A 16,758-nucleotide genomic window follows, 5' to 3' on the forward strand; every position below is an offset into this window, starting at 1 on the left:
CCCCGGGGCTGCAATAACCCCCCCCCCCCCCGCCGGGGGGGGGTTGGTTTTGGGGGGGGGGGCCCGGGGGGGGGGGGGGGGGGGGGGCCCCCCGGGGCCCGGGCAAGGACGGCGGGGGGGGGGGGGGGGGCGACGGCGTTCGTGATGTGCCGAGGGGCCCGATCCCGCACGAGGCAGGACGGGGCCCCTCCATGTCGACTCAGGCCTGTGGTGCTTCCTCGAGCTGGACGTCACTCACGGCCAGCTCACCCTCGGCGCCGGTGAGCGTGAGGTCTGCGGCGTTACCGGCTGCCTGGAGGTCCTCCAGCCCGGCGCGCAACTGCTCGAGCTGAGCGGCCGGGCCCGAGATCACCGCGGAGGTGACCGCGGTGCGCTGCTTGACCTTGGCCTCGGACTTGGCCTTGCGCAGCCCGGACAGCGCCTCGCCCACCACGGTGAGCACCTCGGGATCACCCGCGCGAGCGGGCTCGGCGAACCCGTCGGTCACGGGCCAGGCCGCGCGGTGCACCGAACCGGAGCGCCACCACGACCACACCTCTTCCGTGGCGAATGGGATGAACGGGGCGAACAAGCGCAGCAGGGTGTCGAGCGTCGTCGCGAGGGCTGCGTGCACCGAGGCCTGCGAGGCCTCCCCGCGGGAACCGTATGCGCGGTCCTTCACGAGCTCCACGTAGTCGTCCGTGAAGGTCCAGAAGAAGGACTCGATCAACTGCAGGGCGCGCGCGTACTCGTACTCCCGGAACGCGGTGCTCGCGCGCTCCACGACGTCCGCGAGCTGGGCCAACAGGGAGCGGTCCAGACCGTTGGTCACCACGGAACCGTCCGTCCCGGAGCCCAGCACGGAGGCCTCGGTCACGCCCTGGGCCAGCACGAACTTGGATGCGTTGAGCAGTTTGATCGCCAGGCGACGGCCGATCTTCATCTGGCCCTCGTCGTAGGCGGTGTCCGCGCCCAGGCGGGCCGACGCCGCCCAGTAGCGCACCGCGTCCGAGCCGTACTTCTCGAGCACCTCGGTGGGGATCACCACGTTGCCCTTGGACTTGGACATCTTCTTGCGGTCCGGGTCCAGGATCCACCCGGACAGTGCCGTGTGCTTCCACGGCACGGTCTGCGCCAGCGTCTCGGCGCGCACCACGGTCGAGAACAGCCACGTGCGGATGATGTCGTGACCCTGCGGGCGCAGGTCCATGGGGAACGTGTTGGCGTGCAAGGTCTCGTCCACGGCCCAGCCGGTTGCGATCTGCGGGGTCAGGGAAGAGGTTGCCCAGGTGTCCAGGACGTCCGGGTCCGCCATGAATCCACCGGGCTGATCGCGCTGGTCCTCGGTGTAGCCGGGGGCCACGTCCGTGGTGGGATCCACGGGCAACTGGTCTTGGGCGGGGAGCACGGGGTGGTCGTAATCCGGTTCACCGGACTCGTCCAGCGGGTACCACACCGGGAACGGCACGCCGAAGAAGCGCTGACGGGAGATCAGCCAATCCCCGTTGAGACCCTCGATCCAGTTCTCGTAGCGCGCGCGCATGAACGAGGGGTGCCACGAGATCTCACGGCCCCGGTCGATCAGGGCGTCGCGGCGCTCGGCGTCCCGACCGCCGTTGCGGATGTACCACTGGCGGGAGGTGACGACCTCGAGGGGCTTGTCGCCCTTCTCGTAGAAGTTCACGGGGTGGGTGATCTTCTTGGGCTCGCCCTCCATGTCACCGGAGGCGGCGAGCAGTTCGACCACGGTCTTCTGTGCGGAGAACACGGTCTTGCCGGCGAGCTGCGCGTAGTTCTCGGCCGGGGCGCCGTCGGCGATCCATGCGGGCTGCTCCGAGGCGAAGCGGCCGTCGCGGCCGATCAGGGCGCGCGTGGGCAGATCGAGCTCGCGCCACCACGTGACGTCGGTGAGGTCACCGAACGTACAGATCATGGCGATACCCGAGCCCTTGTCCGGCTTGGCGAGCGGGTGGGCCTTGACCTCGACCTCGACGTCGAACAGCGGGGAACGCACGGTGGTGCCGAACAGCGCCTGGTAGCGCTCGTCGTCCGGGTGGGCCACCAGCGCCACGCACGCGGGCAGCAGCTCGGGGCGGGTGGTCTCGATGAAGACCTTCTCGCCGTCCGGTCGGTGGAACGCCACGCGGTGGTAGGCACCTTCGCGTTCGCGGTCCTCGAGCTCGGCCTGGGCCACGGCGGTGCGGAACGTGATGTCCCACATGGTGGGGGCCTCGGCCATGTACGCGTTACCGGCCTCGTAGTCCTTGAGGAATGCGAGCTGGGAGACCTTGCGCGAGTGCGCGTCGATCGTGCGGTACGTGCGGCTCCAGTCCACGGACAGACCCAGGGTGGAGAACAGGTGCTCGAAGACCTTCTCGTCCTCGACCGCGAGTTCCTCGCACAGCTCGATGAAGTTCTGGCGGGACACCACGTCCCAGTCGCGCTGGTTCTTGGCCGGCTTCTCCGGGGGCTGGTAACCCTCGATGTACGGCTTGCCGGGCTCGCAGCGCACGCCGTAGTAGTTCTGCACGCGGCGCTCGGTGGGCAGGCCGTTGTCGTCCCAGCCCAGCGGGTAGAACACGTTCTTGCCGGACATCCGCTGATAGCGGGCGATCACGTCCGTCTGCGTGTAGGAGAACATGTGTCCCACGTGGAGGGAGCCGGAGGCCGTGGGCGGGGGAGTGTCGATCGAGTAGACGTCCTCGCGCGTGGTGTCCTCGCGGAACGCGTACGTGCCGTTCTCGCGCCACTGCGCGGAGTACTTCTCCTCCAGGCCCTCCATAGCCGGCTTGTCGGGGACGTTCACCGCGGTGGTGGACGCAGCGCTGTCGATGATTTCGGGCGTGTCTGTACCCTCGAGGTTCTGTGCCATGTGCTCCAGTCTCTCATGCACGCGGGCACGGGCCGTCGTAGCGTGGGGGCATGGCACGTTTGCACATCCACCGCATTCGCGAAGACGCCGCGCGAGACGACGGCGCTCGGATCCTGGTCGATCGCTTGTGGCCGCGCGGGGTCAGAAAGGACCATGCAGCCCTGGACCACTGGTTCAAGGGGGTCGCCCCGAGCGACGAGTTGCGCAAGTGGTTCGGTCACGACCCCGAGAAGTTCGACCGCTTCGCGCAGCGCTACCGCGAGGAACTCGACGAGGATGCCTCCGGGGAGGTCGCGCAGCTCAGGAGCGTGCTGCGGGACGTAGACTCCGCGACCCTGCTTTATGACGCGAAGGACGAGGAGCACAACAACGCCGTTGTGCTCCTGGGCTGGTTGCGCGATCACCGCAGTGGTTTCTGAAACGTCCTAATCGAGCCGATCCGGATTGTTCTAAGTCATAATTCCGCGCGCTACGGTGGAAGCATGACTCAGAACACACATCCCACCTACAAGGATCCCAAGCCGCTCGGCAACGGCAAGGTGGCCGTGGTCACCGGTGCCTCCACGGGCATCGGCGAGGCCACGGTGCGCCGCCTGCGCGAGAGCGGGTGGACGGTGTACGCCGTCGCCCGTCGCGCGGAGCGTCTCGAGGAATTGGCCCGGGAGACCGGCGCGAGTGCCGCGCCCACCGACATCACCGACCAGGCGCAGGTGGATGCGCTGCGCGATCGGGTGCTCGGCGAGCAGGGCACCGTGGACGCGATCCTCAACATCTCCGGCGGAGCACGCGGCACGGACACGGTGGCCGACGCCAAGGACGAGGACTGGCAGTGGATGTACGACGTCAACGTGATGGGCACCCTGCGGGTGGTCCGCGCGTTCCTGCCCACGTTGCGGGCCAACGGTGAGGGCACAGTGCTGAACCTGACCTCGATCGCCGCCCAGCGCGCCTACGAGGGCGGAGCGGGCTACAACGCTGCCAAGTACGCCGAACGCGCCATGACCGAGGCGCTGCGCCTCGAGGAGGCCGAGCACAACGTGCGCGTGGTGGAGGTGGCGCCCGGTCTGGTGCACACTCCCGAGTTCTCGCTCATGCGCCTGGGTGGTGACCAGGCGGCCGCGGACAAGATCTACGCGGGCGTGGAGAAACCGCTCTCGGGCCAGGACGTGGCCGAGGTCTGCGCCTTCGCCGTGGAACTGCCGCATCATGTGGACCTGGACACGATCACGGTCAAGCCCGTGGCCCAGGCTGCGCCGCACAAGATGATCCGCACGAACAACTGACAGCGTGCGTTGCGGTGACCGGCCTCCGGTGCCTCGGAGCACCGGCGGTCGGTTGCACCTGGTGGGCCGGTCCTTCCCATCCGCCCGGCGCCCCATGACCGGTCAGCGGAATGCCCTGGCTCTGCTTGGTCCGGCCGCACCCGCGAGAGCGCGCACGGAGCGGTTGCGGCTGAACGGGAGCATGAATTAGGTTAGGCTTGCCTTATCAAATTCAGTGACCCAGGAGTGTCCATGTCCCCTCACCGGTCCGGGAACGCGTCCCGGCAGTTCAATCGTCGCACCCTGCTGGGCTCCGGTCTGGCCGTGGCCTCCCTCATGGGGCTCGCGGCGTGTTCCACGGGCGCGCGGGACGGGGACGGGCAGGCGCAGACCCCCGGCGCCACGGCGTCGTCGAGCCCCACGGACACGTTCCCCGTGGAGGTGACACACGCCCTGGGCACCACGAAGGTCGAGGCCGCGCCGCAGCGGGTCGTGTGCGTGGGCGCGAGCAACACGCAGGACTTCGTGGCCGCGCTCGGCGTGGTGCCGGTGGGCATGACCAAGGTGGCCTGGGGCGGCAACGCGAACGGGTCCACCGACTGGTTCGACGCCAAGGTCTCAGAACTGGGCGGGAAGACGCCCAAGGCCATGGACGAGTCGGACGGTGTGAACTTCACGGACATCGCCGAGCTGAGCCCGGACCTGATCGTCGCGGTGAACTCCGGGGTCACCCGGGAGGAGTACGACCGCCTCACGAAGATCGCCCCGGTGGTCGCGTACCCCACGGGCCCGTGGGTCAACTCGTGGCAAGACATGCAGCGTGTCACGGCCAAGGCCCTGGGCCGTTCCGCGGCCGGGGACGAACTCGTGAGCCGCACCGAAGAACTCGTCTCCCGGCGCTCCGACGAACTCGGCGCGGCCAAGGGCAAAACCTTCATCTACGGTGACGTCTCCCAGAGCCTGGGGTTCTACGGCCCCGCGGACGGACGCCCCCGCTTCTTCACCGAGCTGGGCATGAATCTCGCAGACGCGGTCAAGGACAACATCACGGAGGATCAGTTCTGGCGCGAATGGCCCCGCGAACGTGCCGACGAGCTCACGAGCGACCTGTTCGTGGCGGCCGCGGAGGACGACGCCCAGGCCGAGAAGTTCCGCACGGACCCGATCCTCAAGACCATCCCCGCGATCGCGAACGGGCGGGGGATGTTCCTCACGGACAAGCAGGACGTGCTCTCCGGGTACTCGTCCTCTCCGCTGTCCATGCCCCACGCGCTCGACGCCCACATCCCGGCGATCAAGACCACGCTGGGGGCCTGACCCTTCGTGCCCGGCAGTTCCACATTCGCCCGCCCCGACGCCGCGCCGTCCGCCCCGCGCGGGCGCACGCGGGGTCGGGGTATGTCCTGGCCCGCCATGGCGGCACTGCTGCTCGTGGCCGTGTTCCTCTCGATCTCGTACGGGTCCCGGCCCATCGGGCTGGGTGTCACGTGGCACGTGGTCCCGCACGTATTCTCGGGTGACCCGGGGGCCGTCCCCGGGGTTCCCGCGCTCGACGGCGCCGTGGTCGAGTCCCGCGTGTGGCGCACCGGGGCGGGCCTGCTCACCGGGGCCGCGCTCGCCGTGGCCGGGGCGTTGTTACAGGGTGCCACGCGCAACCCCCTGGGCGATCCGGGCATCCTGGGGCTGACGGCCGGGGCCGCGTTCGCGGTCGTGGCCGGCGGCGCGTTCCTGGGTCTGACCGGCGTCACGCACCAGTTGTGGCTCGCGGCGCTGGGCTCCGCCGTGGCCGTGGCCGCCGTGTACGCGCTGGCCTCCGCGGCCCGGGGCGGGGCGCGTCCGGTGACCCTGGCCCTCACGGGGGCGGCGGTCTCCGCGGGTCTCACGGCGCTGACGAGCGCGGTGCTGTTGAGCAACCAGGCCACGTTCGACACTTTCCGGCGCTGGCAGGTCGGTGAACTGACCCGGCCGGACGGCACGTTCCTGGTGCTCGCGAGCCCCGTGATTCTCGTGGCCCTTCTGCTCGGGTGGACGCTGGCCCGTTCCCTGGACACCCTGACCCTGGGCGAAGCTCTGGGTCGCGGACTCGGGGTGAACCCGGCGCTCGTGCGCGGCCTCGCGGGCCTGGCCGTGGTGCTGCTCTCGGGTACCTCCACCGCACTCGTGGGCCCGCTAGTGTTCTGCGGGCTGCTCGTACCCCACGCGGTGCGTTCGCTGGTGGGCATCTCCTACCGCAGGGTCGTCCCGGCGTGCCTGCTCGCGGGCCCGTTCATCGTCCTGCTCGCGGACGTCGTGGCGCGCGTGCTCGTCCCGGACCGGGAGATCCAGGTGGGGATCGCGCTCGTGGTGATCGGCGCCCCCGCGCTCGTGGTCGTGATCCGACGCAGGGGAGTGGTGGCCGCGTGAGTCCCGCCGTTTCCCCTTTTCCCAGGACGACGTCGCTGCCCGCCCCCGCGACCGTGGCCACCGTGCGCGCGGGACGCTCCCGCTCCCGACGCCGCACCCGCCGGGTCACGGCGCTGCTCGTGCTCGTCCTGGTCCTCGCCTCCTTCGCGCGGATCGCACTGGGCAAGTATGTCGTGGCCGTGCCCGACCTGGTCGCCGTGCTCACCCACGACTACTCCGGCCCCGCCGCGTACATCGTGTGGGACATCACTCTGCCGCGCACGGTGCTCGGGATCCTCACGGGGATCGCCTTCGGGATCGCCGGTCACCTGTTCCAGCGCGTGCTGCGCAACCCCCTGGCCTCCCCGGACATCATGGGTGTCTCCTCCGGGGCCGGGCTCGGCGCGGTCGCGGCCATCACGCTGGGCGGGCTCTCCGGTGCCGCGGTGACACTCAGTTCCCTCGCGGGTGGTTTCGGCCTGATGCTCGCGGTGGTCCTGGCCGCCGGGGGTACGCGGGCCAACATCGGCAAACTCGTGCTGACCGGCGTCGCGGCGGGAGCACTGACCGCCGCGGCGATCAACGCGGTGCTGACCCGCGCGGACATCTACGCCGCCCAGGACGCGATGCAGTGGCTCACGGGTTCACTCAACGCTGCCCGGTGGGTGGACATCGCGCAGGTGGGGATCTGCCTCGCGATCCTGCTGCCCGTGTGCGCGGTTTTGGCGCCCGCGGTGGACACGCTCGGCGCGGGGGATCCCCTGGCCGCCGGGCTCGGGGTGCACGTGCGGGCCACGCGGCTCGCGGCCCTCGGGCTCGCCGTGGTGCTCGTGGCCGTGGCGGCCTCCGCCGTGGGGCCCGTGGCGTTCGTGTCGTTCATGGCCGCACCCATTGCGAGGGGGCTGGGCGGCGGTGCGGGTCACGCCCGGCACGCCGCGCTCGTGGGCGCGGTGCTCATGGTGGTCTCAGACTACGTTGCCGCGGAGACGATCCCCGGGCTGGCCCTGCCCGTGGGCGTGGTCACCGCGGCGGCCGGCGCGCCCGTGCTGCTGTGGTTGTTGATCGGGCGAGGAAAGGCGGAAGCATGACGTCCATGACCGATCCGAACCGGGCCGGGGGGACCGAGCAAGGCGAGGACGCGGCGTCGTCGTCCGAGCTCGCGGTGCGTGGGCTGACCGTGGGCTACGGCGAGACGCCGGTGCTGCGGGACGTGAACGTGACGTTCCCCGCGGGGGCCGTGACCGCTCTCGTGGGGGCCAATGGTTGCGGGAAGTCCACGCTGCTCAAGGCGTGCGCGCGCCAGCTCACCCCGTCCGCCGGAGAGATCCTCGTGGGCGGGGCGGACGTGAGTCGGTGGCACCGCACCCGGTTCGCGCGCACCGTGGGTTTCCTCCCACAGGACCCCGTGGCACCCGAGGGCGTGACCGTGCAGGAGCTCGTGGCGCGCGGACGGCACCCGTACCGTGGCGCCTTCGGACGGTGGCGTGCCCAGGACGACGACGCCGTGGCGGAAGCGGTCGAACTCACCGGGTTGGGGGAGCTGCTCGAACGCCACGTGGGGGACTTGTCCGGCGGTCAACGTCAACGCGTGTGGATCGCCCTCGCGCTCGCGCAGCACACGGACGTGTTGTTGCTCGACGAACCCACGACGTATCTGGACATCGCGCGCCAGGCCGAGATCCTGGACATCCTCACGGCACTGCAGCGCTCCCGAGGGATCACCCTGGTCATGGTGCTGCATGAACTCTCGCTCGCGGCGCGGTACGCGGACGTGCTCGTGGCACTCAAGGACGGGGCGGTCGCCGCGACCGGTTCGGCCGAGCAGGTCATGACCGATGAGGTGGTCAGCGACGTCTTCGACATGTCCGCGCGGGTGCTCCACGACGCCCCCACGGGCGCCCGGCTCGTGATCCCGTGGACGGGACCGGCGAACACCCCGCCGAGCACTCCAAGATCACCCGAGGAGGTACTGCCATGACGGAACTCGCATGTGTGACGGCCACCGTCACGGGACGCACGAAGCTCAGCGAACACCTCGTGCGCGTACGTGTGGCGGGGCAGGAATTGCGGATCATGCCGTGGGGCGACCAGGGACCGGGCCCCCGCACGGACGCCTACCTCAAGGTACTGATCCCACCCACCCCCGGGGCCACCGTGGCGGTGGACGTGAGCGACATGACCCGGTGGCGGCGCGAGTTCATGGCCGCCCCGCCCGAACGCCGGGGTTGGCTGCGCACGTACACGGTGCGCGATGCGGCCGAGGTGGAGCTGGCCGGGCACACGGTCCCGGAGCTGGCCATCGACGTGGTGCTCCATGACGACCCCGAGCATGGGATGGGCCCCGGGGCCGCGTGGGGTGACACCGTGCGCGAGGGTCAGGACGTGCAGCTGCTCGTGCCCTCGGGCGGGTCCCCCTGGTGGGCCGCGTGGGACGAACGGCGTGCGGCGGACCAGGACGTCGTGCTCGCTGGGGACGAGACTGCCCTGCCCGCGCTCGCCGCGATCATCGACGGCATCGAGCGGGGGGTGCACGTGGGTGCGCCTGCCCCTTCCGCCCCGCCCCGCAGCGTGACGATCGCGGTGGAGGTCCCTTCCGAGGACGACGCCGTGGCCGCGGCCGGCCCGCGCGCCCTCGCCCGGGCGACGTCGTCCGACGGGCACACCCTGACCGTGACGCTGCGCGGCGGCACCGAACTGCACTGGACGTGGCTGCCCCGGCGGGGACGCCCGCGCGGACTAGACCTGGAGCTGTGGCTGTGGCACAGGTTGTCCGAGCGCGCCCGCCGCTACTGGGAGGTCGGTCATGGCGAGCCCGAGGCTGCCCCGTCGGAGGAGGCGGACTTCGTATGGGACGTCGCCCGCCCGGAGGGCCGCGGTACCTACTGGTTCTTCGCGGCGGAATCCGCCACGGTCAAGTCGCTGCGCCGGATGTGCGTGAGCGGGGGAGTGCCCAAGACGGACATCTCGTTCATGGGCTACTGGAAACAGGGAGCGGCCACGGAGTGACCCCGCGGATGTGACGTCCGAGGTCAGGAGAGGCGGCCCGCGGCGTAGCATGGCGATGATCCGCCCGCACCCGAGGAGAGCTCCCGACCATGACCTACCCCCTGGGGCTGAACCTCGCCGGACGCGCCGTGCTGGTGGTCGGTGGGGGACCGGACGCCGCGCGTCGGACGCGGTCCCTGCTCGCCGAGGGCGCCCTCGTGGACCTCGTGGCACCTGATCTGCATGACACGTTGCGGGACCTCACGAGCTCACCCGGTCTCACGTGGCACGAGCGCGCGTTCCGCCCCGACGACCTCGACGGTGCGTGGCTCGTCTTCCTCCACGTCTCGGACTCCGGGGAACGGGAGCGGGTGGCGTTCGCGGCGGAAGAGCGTCGGGTCCTGTGCGTCGCGGGCGACGCCGCGCCCGGGCCCGATCGCGCAGCCGACACTCGGGCACCGGTCACTAAGGTGCCGGTTACCGAAACACGGGTTGCTCAGGATCGGGTCTTTCAGGCCCCGGTCACTCAGGAACCCGGGACAGTGGCGCTGGTGGGCGGAGGACCCGGCGACCCCGGACTGCTCACGGTGCGCGGACGGCAACTGTTGGCGGACGCGGACGTGATCGTCGCGGACCGGCTCGGCCCCACGGACCTCCTACCAGAGCTCGCCCGGCACGCCCGCATCATCGACGTGGGCAAGCGCGCCGGGTACCACAAGTACACGCAGGACCGGATCAACGAGACCCTCGTGGAGCAGGCGAAACTCGGACTGCGGGTCGTGCGGCTCAAGGGTGGGGACCCGTACGTGTTCGGCCGCGGTGGCGAGGAAGTCGAGTTCTGCCGGGCCCACGGTGTGGCCACCCAGGTGGTGCCGGGTGTGACCTCGGCGATTTCCGTCCCCGCCGCGGCGGGGATCCCCGTGACCCACCGGGACATGACCCACGGGTTCACCGTGATCACCGCGCACCAGCACTTGCGTCACGTGCCGTACCGGGACGGGCACACCCTGATCCTCATGATGGGCGTGCGGGGTCTCGGACGTAACGCCGAGCTGCTCATGGCCGCGGGCTACCCCGCAGACACCCCGGTCGCGGTCGTGGAGCGGGGCTGGACCCCAACCCAGCGCACGACCGTGGCGCAGCTGGACACGATCGCCCACGTGGCCCGCGAGCGCGAGGTCACTGCTCCTGCGGTGATCGTGGTGGGCCGGGTCGCGGCGCTCGCGCAGAAGTCATGCGCGACCCCCGGCCCCCAGGAGTCGGCTCAGGAGGGCTGACCCACCGGGATCTTCGCCCCGGACACCAACACCTTGTGCTCCTCACCGACCTCGGACTGGGCGATCTCCTCGGGGGTGGCCGGGCGGATCTGTTCGCGTTCGAGCACGTACATGCGCGCGTCCACGTCCTCCGGCGCACTCGCGGCTGCAGCCCGAGACCCCGAACTTGAACTTGTGGGGTGAGCGCAGCCCGCGGTAGCGGTTCTCCAGGTCCACGGCGAGCGCCACCGAGTCCTGCACACCGAAGCGGCACCACGAACTGCCGATGCACGACTTCACATTGCGCAGCGCCTTGCCGTACGCGGAGCCGGACTCGAATCCGGCGTCCACGTGTTCCTTCCAGATCGTCGGCAGCTGCTCCAGGCGGGCCCCGTAGAGCCCGCTGCGCTGGGCGCCCGTAATCTTGGTGAACAGCCCGTACTCCTGACCCACCCGGGCCAGCACGCCCAGCTTCTCGAGAGTGATCTCGCCCCCGGGGATGCGGGGGATCACGGAGTAGGTGCCGTCCTTCTGCATGTTGGCCATGGTGCGGTCGTTGGTGTCCGGGGGAGACGAACAGTGCGGCGGCGAGCAGGGCGAGTAGTCCCTCCCGTCGGGGTATCATGGCGGGGTGCGCCCTGCGCGCACGGGTGTCGATCCGGCCATCACCGGGGAGCCCTTCCGGAAGAACAGGCACCGCGCCCCAGTAGAACCGGACGACTCGGGCCCGTGACAGCCCCCAACGAGCGACTCGCGGCGTCGTCGGCTGTGCCGATGCCACCGCGGGTAAGCGAGGTGGTACCGCGCCACCGGCGCCCCGCGCGCCCGAGCGTCCTCGCATCCTGAACCACACACCCCTCAGGATGGAGCACCGTGACCGAATCCTTCGTGTATCCCAAGGCGAGCACCGACCCCAGCGCACACGGGGTGCCCTCCGCGCCGCGTTTCCCCGCGGTCGAGGAGCGCGTCTTGGATTACTGGAAACAGGACCACACCTTCCAGGCGAGCATCGACCAGCGCGACCGCGGGGACCACGGGTCCAACGAGTTCGTGTTCTACGACGGCCCGCCCTTCGCCAACGGCCTGCCCCACTACGGCCACTTGCTGACCGGCTACGTCAAGGACCTCGTGGCCCGCTACCAGACGCAGCAGGGCCGGCGCGTGGAGCGCCGCTTCGGGTGGGACACCCACGGACTGCCGGCCGAACTCGAGGCCATGAAGCAGCTCGGGATGACCGACAAGCAGGACATCGAGGCCATGGGCATCGACAAGTTCAACGACGCCTGCCGCGCCTCCGTGTTGAAGTACGCGTCCGAGTGGCAGGACTACGTGACCCGCCAGGCCCGCTGGGTGGACTTCGACAGCGACTACAAGACCCTGAACGTGGACTACATGGAGTCCGTGATCGGCGCGTTCAAGGTGCTGGACGACAAGGGCCTGGTCTACTCCGGCTACCGCGTGCTGCCGTACTGCTGGAAGGACGAGACGCCCCTGTCCAACCACGAGTTGCGCATGGACGACGACGTCTACAAGAACCGCCAGGACCCCTCCGTGACCGTGGCGTTCACGCTCTCCGAGGACACCTCGTGGGCCACCGATCCCGCCGTGGCCGCCGAACTCGCCGGCGCGGAGGCCATCGCCTGGACCACGACCCCCTGGACCCTGCCCACCAACGAGGCGCTCGCGGTCGGTCCGCACATCGACTACGTCCTGGTCCCCGGTGCCGGTGACCTGGCCGGGCGCCGCTTCCTCGTGGCCGCGGAGCTCGCGGGCGGGTACGCCAAGGAGTTCGGGTACGACGACGCCGCGGCCGTCGCGGACGCCGTCACCGCCCACTACACGGGCGAGCAGCTGGGCGGAATCCGGTATCGGCCGCTGTGGGACTACTTCACGGACGCCGAGCGCTTCGGGACGCAGAACGCGTGGCAGATCCTCGTGGCCGAGTACGTGTCCACCACGGACGGCACGGGCATCGTGCACCAGGCCCCCGCATACGGCGAGGACGACCAGATGGTGTGCGCCGCCCACGACATCCCCGTGGTGCTCTCCGTGGACGAGAGCGGACGGTTCTACGATTTCTTCACGGACGAGTCCCTCGCGCAGGGCGCGCCGCTCGGGGAACTCGCCGGGCACAACGTGTTCGACAAGGACGTGGCCCGCACCGTGGTCCGGGACCTCCGAGCCCGCGGCGCGCTGCTGCGGGAGGCCTCCTACGAGCACTCGTACCCGCACTGCTGGCGCTGCCGTAACCCCCTGATCTACCGCGCGGTGTCCTCGTGGTTCGTGAGCGTGACCGCGTTCAAGGACCGGATGGTCGAGCTGAACCAGCAGATCAACTGGATCCCCGATAACGTCAAGGACGGCCAGTTCGGCAAGTGGCTCGAGAACGCCCGTGACTGGTCCATCTCTCGCAATCGCTACTGGGGTTCACCCATCCCGGTGTGGGAATCGAGCGACCCCCATTACCCGCGCCGGGACGTCTACGGTTCCCTCGCGGAGCTGGAGCGGGACTTCGGCCGACTTCCGCGCAACGCCCAGGGCGAGGTGGACCTGCACCGGCCGTGGATCGACGACCTGACCCGGCCCAACCCGGACGACCCCACGGGCGAGTCCGTGATGCGCCGCGTGCCCGAGGTGCTGGACGTGTGGTTCGACTCCGGGTCCATGCCGTACGCCCAGGTGCACTACCCCATGGAGAACCGGGAGTGGTTCGAGACCCACAACCCGGGTGACTTCATCGTGGAGTACATCGGTCAGACCCGCGGCTGGTTCTACACGCTGCACATCCTGGCCACCGCGCTGTTTGACCGCCCCGCGTTCCGCAACGTGATCTCCCACGGGATCGTGCTGGGTTCGGACGGGCAGAAGATGTCCAAGTCGCTGCAGAACTATCCGGACGTCAACGAGGTCCTGGACCGGGACGGTTCGGACGCCATGCGCTGGTTCCTGATGTCCTCGCCCATCCTGCGCGGCGGCAACCTGATCGTCACCGAGCAGGGCATCCGCGACGGCGTGCGCCAGATGATGTTGCCGCTGTGGAACGTGTACCACTTCTTCGGTCTGTACACGAACGCCGCGAACGGGGGAGCCGGCTACGACGCCCAGTTGCGCCACGACGCCGATCACGTGATGGACCGCTACATCCTCGCGGAGACCGGCGCGCTCGTCACGGACGTCAAGCGGTTGTTCGACGACTACGACATCTGGGCCGGTGCCGAGCGGTTGCGCTCCTACATGGACACCCTCACCAACTGGTACGTGCGCCGTTCCCGCGAGCGGTTCTTCGAGGAGGACACCCAGGCCTTCGACGTGCTGTACACGTGCCTCGAGACGGTGTGCCGCGTGGCCGCCCCGCTGCTGCCGCTCGTCACGGAGGAGATCTGGCGCGGTCTTACGGGTGGGCGCTCCGTGCACCTGACCGACTGGCCGGATGCCTCCCTGTTCCCCCGGGACGAGGCCCTACTCACGGCCATGGAGCGCACGCGCGCCATCTGCTCGGCCGGGTCCGGTCTGCGCAAGACCCACAACCTGCGCGTGCGGCAACCGCTCGCGGGCATGACCGTGGCCGTGCCCGGGGCGCATGCCCTCGAGGGCACGTTCCAGGAGATCATCGCCGATGAGTTGAACCTCAGGTCCGTCACGCTCGAGGACTCGGAGCAGGTCAGCGCCGCGGACCACGGTATCTCCCAGGAGTTGAAGGTCAACGCCCGCGCGGCGGGCCCGCGCCTGGGCAAGCAGGTCCAGCAGGTCATCAAGGCCACCAAGAACGGTGACTGGTCGGTCTCCGCGGACGGCGTCGTCGTCGCCGGCTCCGTGCCCCTGCAGGAGGGCGAGTACGAACTCGTCACGGTCGTCGACGACGCCGCGGCGGACTCCGCGCGCGCCGTGACCGTTCTGCCCGGCGGCGGGTTCCTGGTCCTGGACACCGAACTGACGGATGAACTGCGCGCCGAGGGCGTGGCGCGGGACATGATCCGTGCGATCCAGCAGGCCCGGAAGGACGCGGACCTGCAGGTCTCGGACCGGATCCGCACCCACGTCGCCGCGGACGCGCAGACCGTGGCCGCCGTGGCCGCGAACCGCGAGCTCGTGCAGTCCGAGACCCTGTCCCGCGAGCTCGAGCTCTTGGAAGCGGACGAGCCGTCCGTGACCGTGGCGGTGATCGACGCGTGAGCGGGGCCCAGGAGCACGAGGACTTCGCATCGGTCGAGAATATCTACCAGCACCTGCTGAGTCGGGCGCCGGAGGACAGGATGGCGCCGCGACTGGACGCCGTGGCCGCCGCGGTCGCCGCGCTCGGGGATCCGCACCGCAGCGCACCCGTGGTGCACGTGACCGGGACCAACGGCAAGACGTCCACGGCCCGGATGATCGAGTCGCTGTTGCTCGCCCACGACCTGCGCGTGGGCCGGTACACGAGCCCGCACCTCGAGCGCGTCACGGAACGGATCAGCATCGACGGCGAACCCGTCCCGGACGAGACGTTCGTGCGGATCTACTCTGAGATTGCCCCGTACCTCGAGCTCGTGGACCGACAGCTCGAGGCCGACGGCGCTCCCCGCCTCACGTACTTCGAGACCCTTACGGTCCTGGCGTTCGCGGTCTTCGCGGACGAACCCGTGGACGTAATGGTCCTTGAAGTCGGCATCGGTGGCACGTGGGACGCGACCAACGTGGCGGACGCCGCGGTGTCCGTGGTGACCCCGATCGGGCTGGACCACACAACCATGCTCGGGGACACCGTGGGGCAGATCGCCCGGGAGAAGGCCGGGATCATCAAGCCCCAGGGCTTCCTCGTGAGCGCGGCGCAGCAACCCGAGGCCGCGCAGGTCCTGCTGGACCGGGCCCGGGAACTCGGTGACCCGTTCCGGTTCGAGGGCGTGGAGTTCGCCGTGACCGGGCGTTCCACCGCGGTGGGCGGCCAGGTCATCACCGTGCAGGGACTCGCGGGGGAGTACCCGGATCTCATGTTGCCGCTGTTCGGGGCCCACCAGGCCCAGAACGCCGCGGTGTCCGTGGCCGCCGTCGAGGCGTTCGTGGGGGGAGGGGACAAGCCCCTGAACCCCGAGCTCGTGGCCACGGGACTGGGTGCGGTCTCCTCGCCGGGCAGGCTCGAGCTCGCCCGCAAGGCACCGCCGGTGATCCTGGATGCGGCCCACAACCCGCACGGTCTGCTGGCCTCGGCGACCGCGGTGCGCGAGGCCTTCACGTTCACCAAGCTCAACCTGGTGGTGGGCGTGCTGCGAGACAAGGACGCTGCGGAGATGATGCGCGTGCTCGTGGACGAGTACCACGAGTTCGAGCTCGAACTGTGGTGCACCCGCTCCCAGTCCCCGCGCGCTGTGGCACCCGAGGAACTCGCGGAGATCGCCGAGGACATGGGCTTCGACGAGGACGCCGTGCACGTGAGCGAGCGACTGGACGATGCGTGCGCCGCGGCCATCCAGGACGCCGCGGCCCGCGAGCAGTTCGACGGCGCGGTGCTCGTCACCGGGTCCATCACCGTGGTGGGTGAGGCCCGTGTGCTGCTAGGACTCTGAGCCCGCCGCCCCGACCATGGAAGGAGCCCGATGGCCCGCATGACCAAGGCCCAGCGCGAATGGCGCCCTGGCCAACCCAAGAAGCCACGCTCGATCAAGACGATGTTCGCCTCGAGCGTGCTCTCCATCGAGGCGTTCATCGTGTTCTTCGCCGCCCTCGCGGCGTTCGGACTCACGGCGCGGGACTGGAGCACGGCCGGGAAACTGTGGCTCATGGGCGGATCGGTGGTTCTCGCCCTGGTGTTCCTGCTGGCGTGCGGCCTCCTGCGCAAGCCGTGGGGGTATGCCCTCGGGTGGGTGCTGCAGGTCGTGCTCATCGCCACGGGAGTGCTCGTGCCCTCGATGTTCGTGATCGGCGTGTTGTGCGCCCTGGCCTGGTGGTACGCCGTGGTCAAGGGTGGCGCGATGGATCGTGAGAACGTGCGGCGCGCGGAGGAACAACGCCGCTGGGAGGTCGAGAACCCCCTGACGTGATCACCGTC

At 70.0% G+C, this 16,758-nt stretch carries 12 protein-coding genes and 1 pseudogene; 11 read left to right on the forward strand and 2 right to left on the reverse strand.

Annotated features, from left to right (window positions below; all coding sequences use genetic code 11):
• Positions 1-199: 199 nt before the first annotated feature.
• A complete protein-coding gene (gene valS, locus A5728_RS05790) occupies positions 200-2,851 on the reverse strand; it encodes a valine--tRNA ligase (protein WP_064846140.1) in 2,652 nt (883 codons plus the stop codon).
• A gap of 50 nt (positions 2,852-2,901) precedes the next feature.
• Between valS and A5728_RS05795 the strand changes: the two genes are divergently transcribed.
• From A5728_RS05795 to cobA, 8 genes are all read left to right on the forward strand, one after another.
• Complete coding sequence (locus tag A5728_RS05795) at positions 2,902-3,270, forward strand: DUF488 domain-containing protein (RefSeq protein WP_064846141.1); 369 nt, start codon at positions 2,902-2,904, stop codon at positions 3,268-3,270.
• Between the two features lie 63 nt (positions 3,271-3,333).
• Positions 3,334-4,134, forward strand: a complete 801-nt coding sequence (locus A5728_RS05800) for an SDR family oxidoreductase (RefSeq protein ID WP_064846142.1) — start codon at positions 3,334-3,336, stop codon at positions 4,132-4,134.
• 231 nt (positions 4,135-4,365) lie between these two features.
• Positions 4,366-5,430, forward strand: coding sequence for an ABC transporter substrate-binding protein (locus A5728_RS05805; protein WP_098055021.1), 1,065 nt, complete (start codon positions 4,366-4,368; stop codon positions 5,428-5,430).
• A gap of 81 nt (positions 5,431-5,511) precedes the next feature.
• Positions 5,512-6,516, forward strand: a complete 1,005-nt coding sequence (locus A5728_RS05810; RefSeq protein WP_156523392.1) for an iron ABC transporter permease — start codon at positions 5,512-5,514, stop codon at positions 6,514-6,516.
• Positions 6,513-7,583, forward strand: a complete 1,071-nt coding sequence (locus tag A5728_RS05815; RefSeq protein WP_231885534.1) for an iron chelate uptake ABC transporter family permease subunit — start codon at positions 6,513-6,515, stop codon at positions 7,581-7,583. The genes A5728_RS05810 and A5728_RS05815 overlap by 4 nt, the downstream gene beginning before the upstream one ends.
• Before the next feature lie 5 nt (positions 7,584-7,588).
• Positions 7,589-8,473, forward strand: a complete 885-nt coding sequence (locus A5728_RS05820) for an ABC transporter ATP-binding protein (RefSeq protein ID WP_064846162.1) — start codon at positions 7,589-7,591, stop codon at positions 8,471-8,473.
• The gene (locus A5728_RS05825) at positions 8,470-9,501 is read left to right on the forward strand and encodes a siderophore-interacting protein (RefSeq protein WP_064846145.1); all 1,032 of its coding nucleotides are present in this window, start codon (positions 8,470-8,472) and stop codon (positions 9,499-9,501) included. Before A5728_RS05820 ends, A5728_RS05825 begins: the two co-directional genes overlap by 4 nt.
• 89 nt (positions 9,502-9,590) lie before the next feature.
• Positions 9,591-10,757 (forward strand): uroporphyrinogen-III C-methyltransferase, encoded by a 1,167-nt coding sequence (cobA, locus tag A5728_RS05830; protein ID WP_064846146.1) that lies wholly within the window; start codon positions 9,591-9,593, stop codon positions 10,755-10,757.
• A gap of 117 nt (positions 10,758-10,874) precedes the next feature.
• Here cobA and A5728_RS05835 read toward each other — a convergent pair.
• Positions 10,875-11,300 (reverse strand): annotated as a pseudogene (locus A5728_RS05835) (nitrite reductase (NAD(P)H)); the annotation flags it as partial.
• Between the two features lie 309 nt (positions 11,301-11,609).
• Here A5728_RS05835 and ileS point away from each other — a divergent pair.
• The 3 genes from ileS to A5728_RS05850 are packed head-to-tail and all read left to right on the forward strand — an operon-like array spanning position 11,610 to position 16,750.
• Positions 11,610-14,909, forward strand: a complete 3,300-nt coding sequence (ileS, locus tag A5728_RS05840) for an isoleucine--tRNA ligase (protein WP_064846148.1) — start codon at positions 11,610-11,612, stop codon at positions 14,907-14,909.
• Positions 14,906-16,276, forward strand: coding sequence for a folylpolyglutamate synthase/dihydrofolate synthase family protein (locus A5728_RS05845; protein WP_064846149.1), 1,371 nt, complete (start codon positions 14,906-14,908; stop codon positions 16,274-16,276). Before ileS ends, A5728_RS05845 begins: the two co-directional genes overlap by 4 nt.
• A gap of 30 nt (positions 16,277-16,306) precedes the next feature.
• The gene (locus tag A5728_RS05850; RefSeq protein ID WP_064846150.1) at positions 16,307-16,750 is read left to right on the forward strand and encodes a DUF4233 domain-containing protein; all 444 of its coding nucleotides are present in this window, start codon (positions 16,307-16,309) and stop codon (positions 16,748-16,750) included.
• Positions 16,751-16,758 lie beyond the last annotated feature (8 nt).

Origin of the sequence: Kocuria sp. ICS0012, assembly GCF_001665945.1 — a bacterium.
GTDB lineage: Bacteria > Actinomycetota > Actinomycetes > Actinomycetales > Micrococcaceae > Kocuria > Kocuria marina.

Bases quoted from the DNA above. Each gene is read 5' to 3' on its own strand.
- A5728_RS05810 (WP_156523392.1), top strand. From the start codon at position 5,512: ATGTCCTGGCCCGCCATGGCGGCACTGCTGCTCGTGGCCGTGTTCCTC.
- A5728_RS05805 (WP_098055021.1), top strand. From the start codon at position 4,366: ATGTCCCCTCACCGGTCCGGGAACGCGTCCCGGCAGTTCAATCGTCGC.
- A5728_RS05800 (WP_064846142.1), top strand. From the start codon at position 3,334: ATGACTCAGAACACACATCCCACCTACAAGGATCCCAAGCCGCTCGGC.
- A5728_RS05820 (WP_064846162.1), top strand. From the start codon at position 7,589: ATGACCGATCCGAACCGGGCCGGGGGGACCGAGCAAGGCGAGGACGCG.
- A5728_RS05850 (WP_064846150.1), top strand. From the start codon at position 16,307: ATGGCCCGCATGACCAAGGCCCAGCGCGAATGGCGCCCTGGCCAACCC.
- valS (WP_064846140.1), bottom strand. From the start codon at position 2,851: ATGGCACAGAACCTCGAGGGTACAGACACGCCCGAAATCATCGACAGC.
- A5728_RS05795 (WP_064846141.1), top strand. From the start codon at position 2,902: ATGGCACGTTTGCACATCCACCGCATTCGCGAAGACGCCGCGCGAGAC.
- cobA (WP_064846146.1), top strand. From the start codon at position 9,591: ATGACCTACCCCCTGGGGCTGAACCTCGCCGGACGCGCCGTGCTGGTG.
- A5728_RS05825 (WP_064846145.1), top strand. From the start codon at position 8,470: ATGACGGAACTCGCATGTGTGACGGCCACCGTCACGGGACGCACGAAG.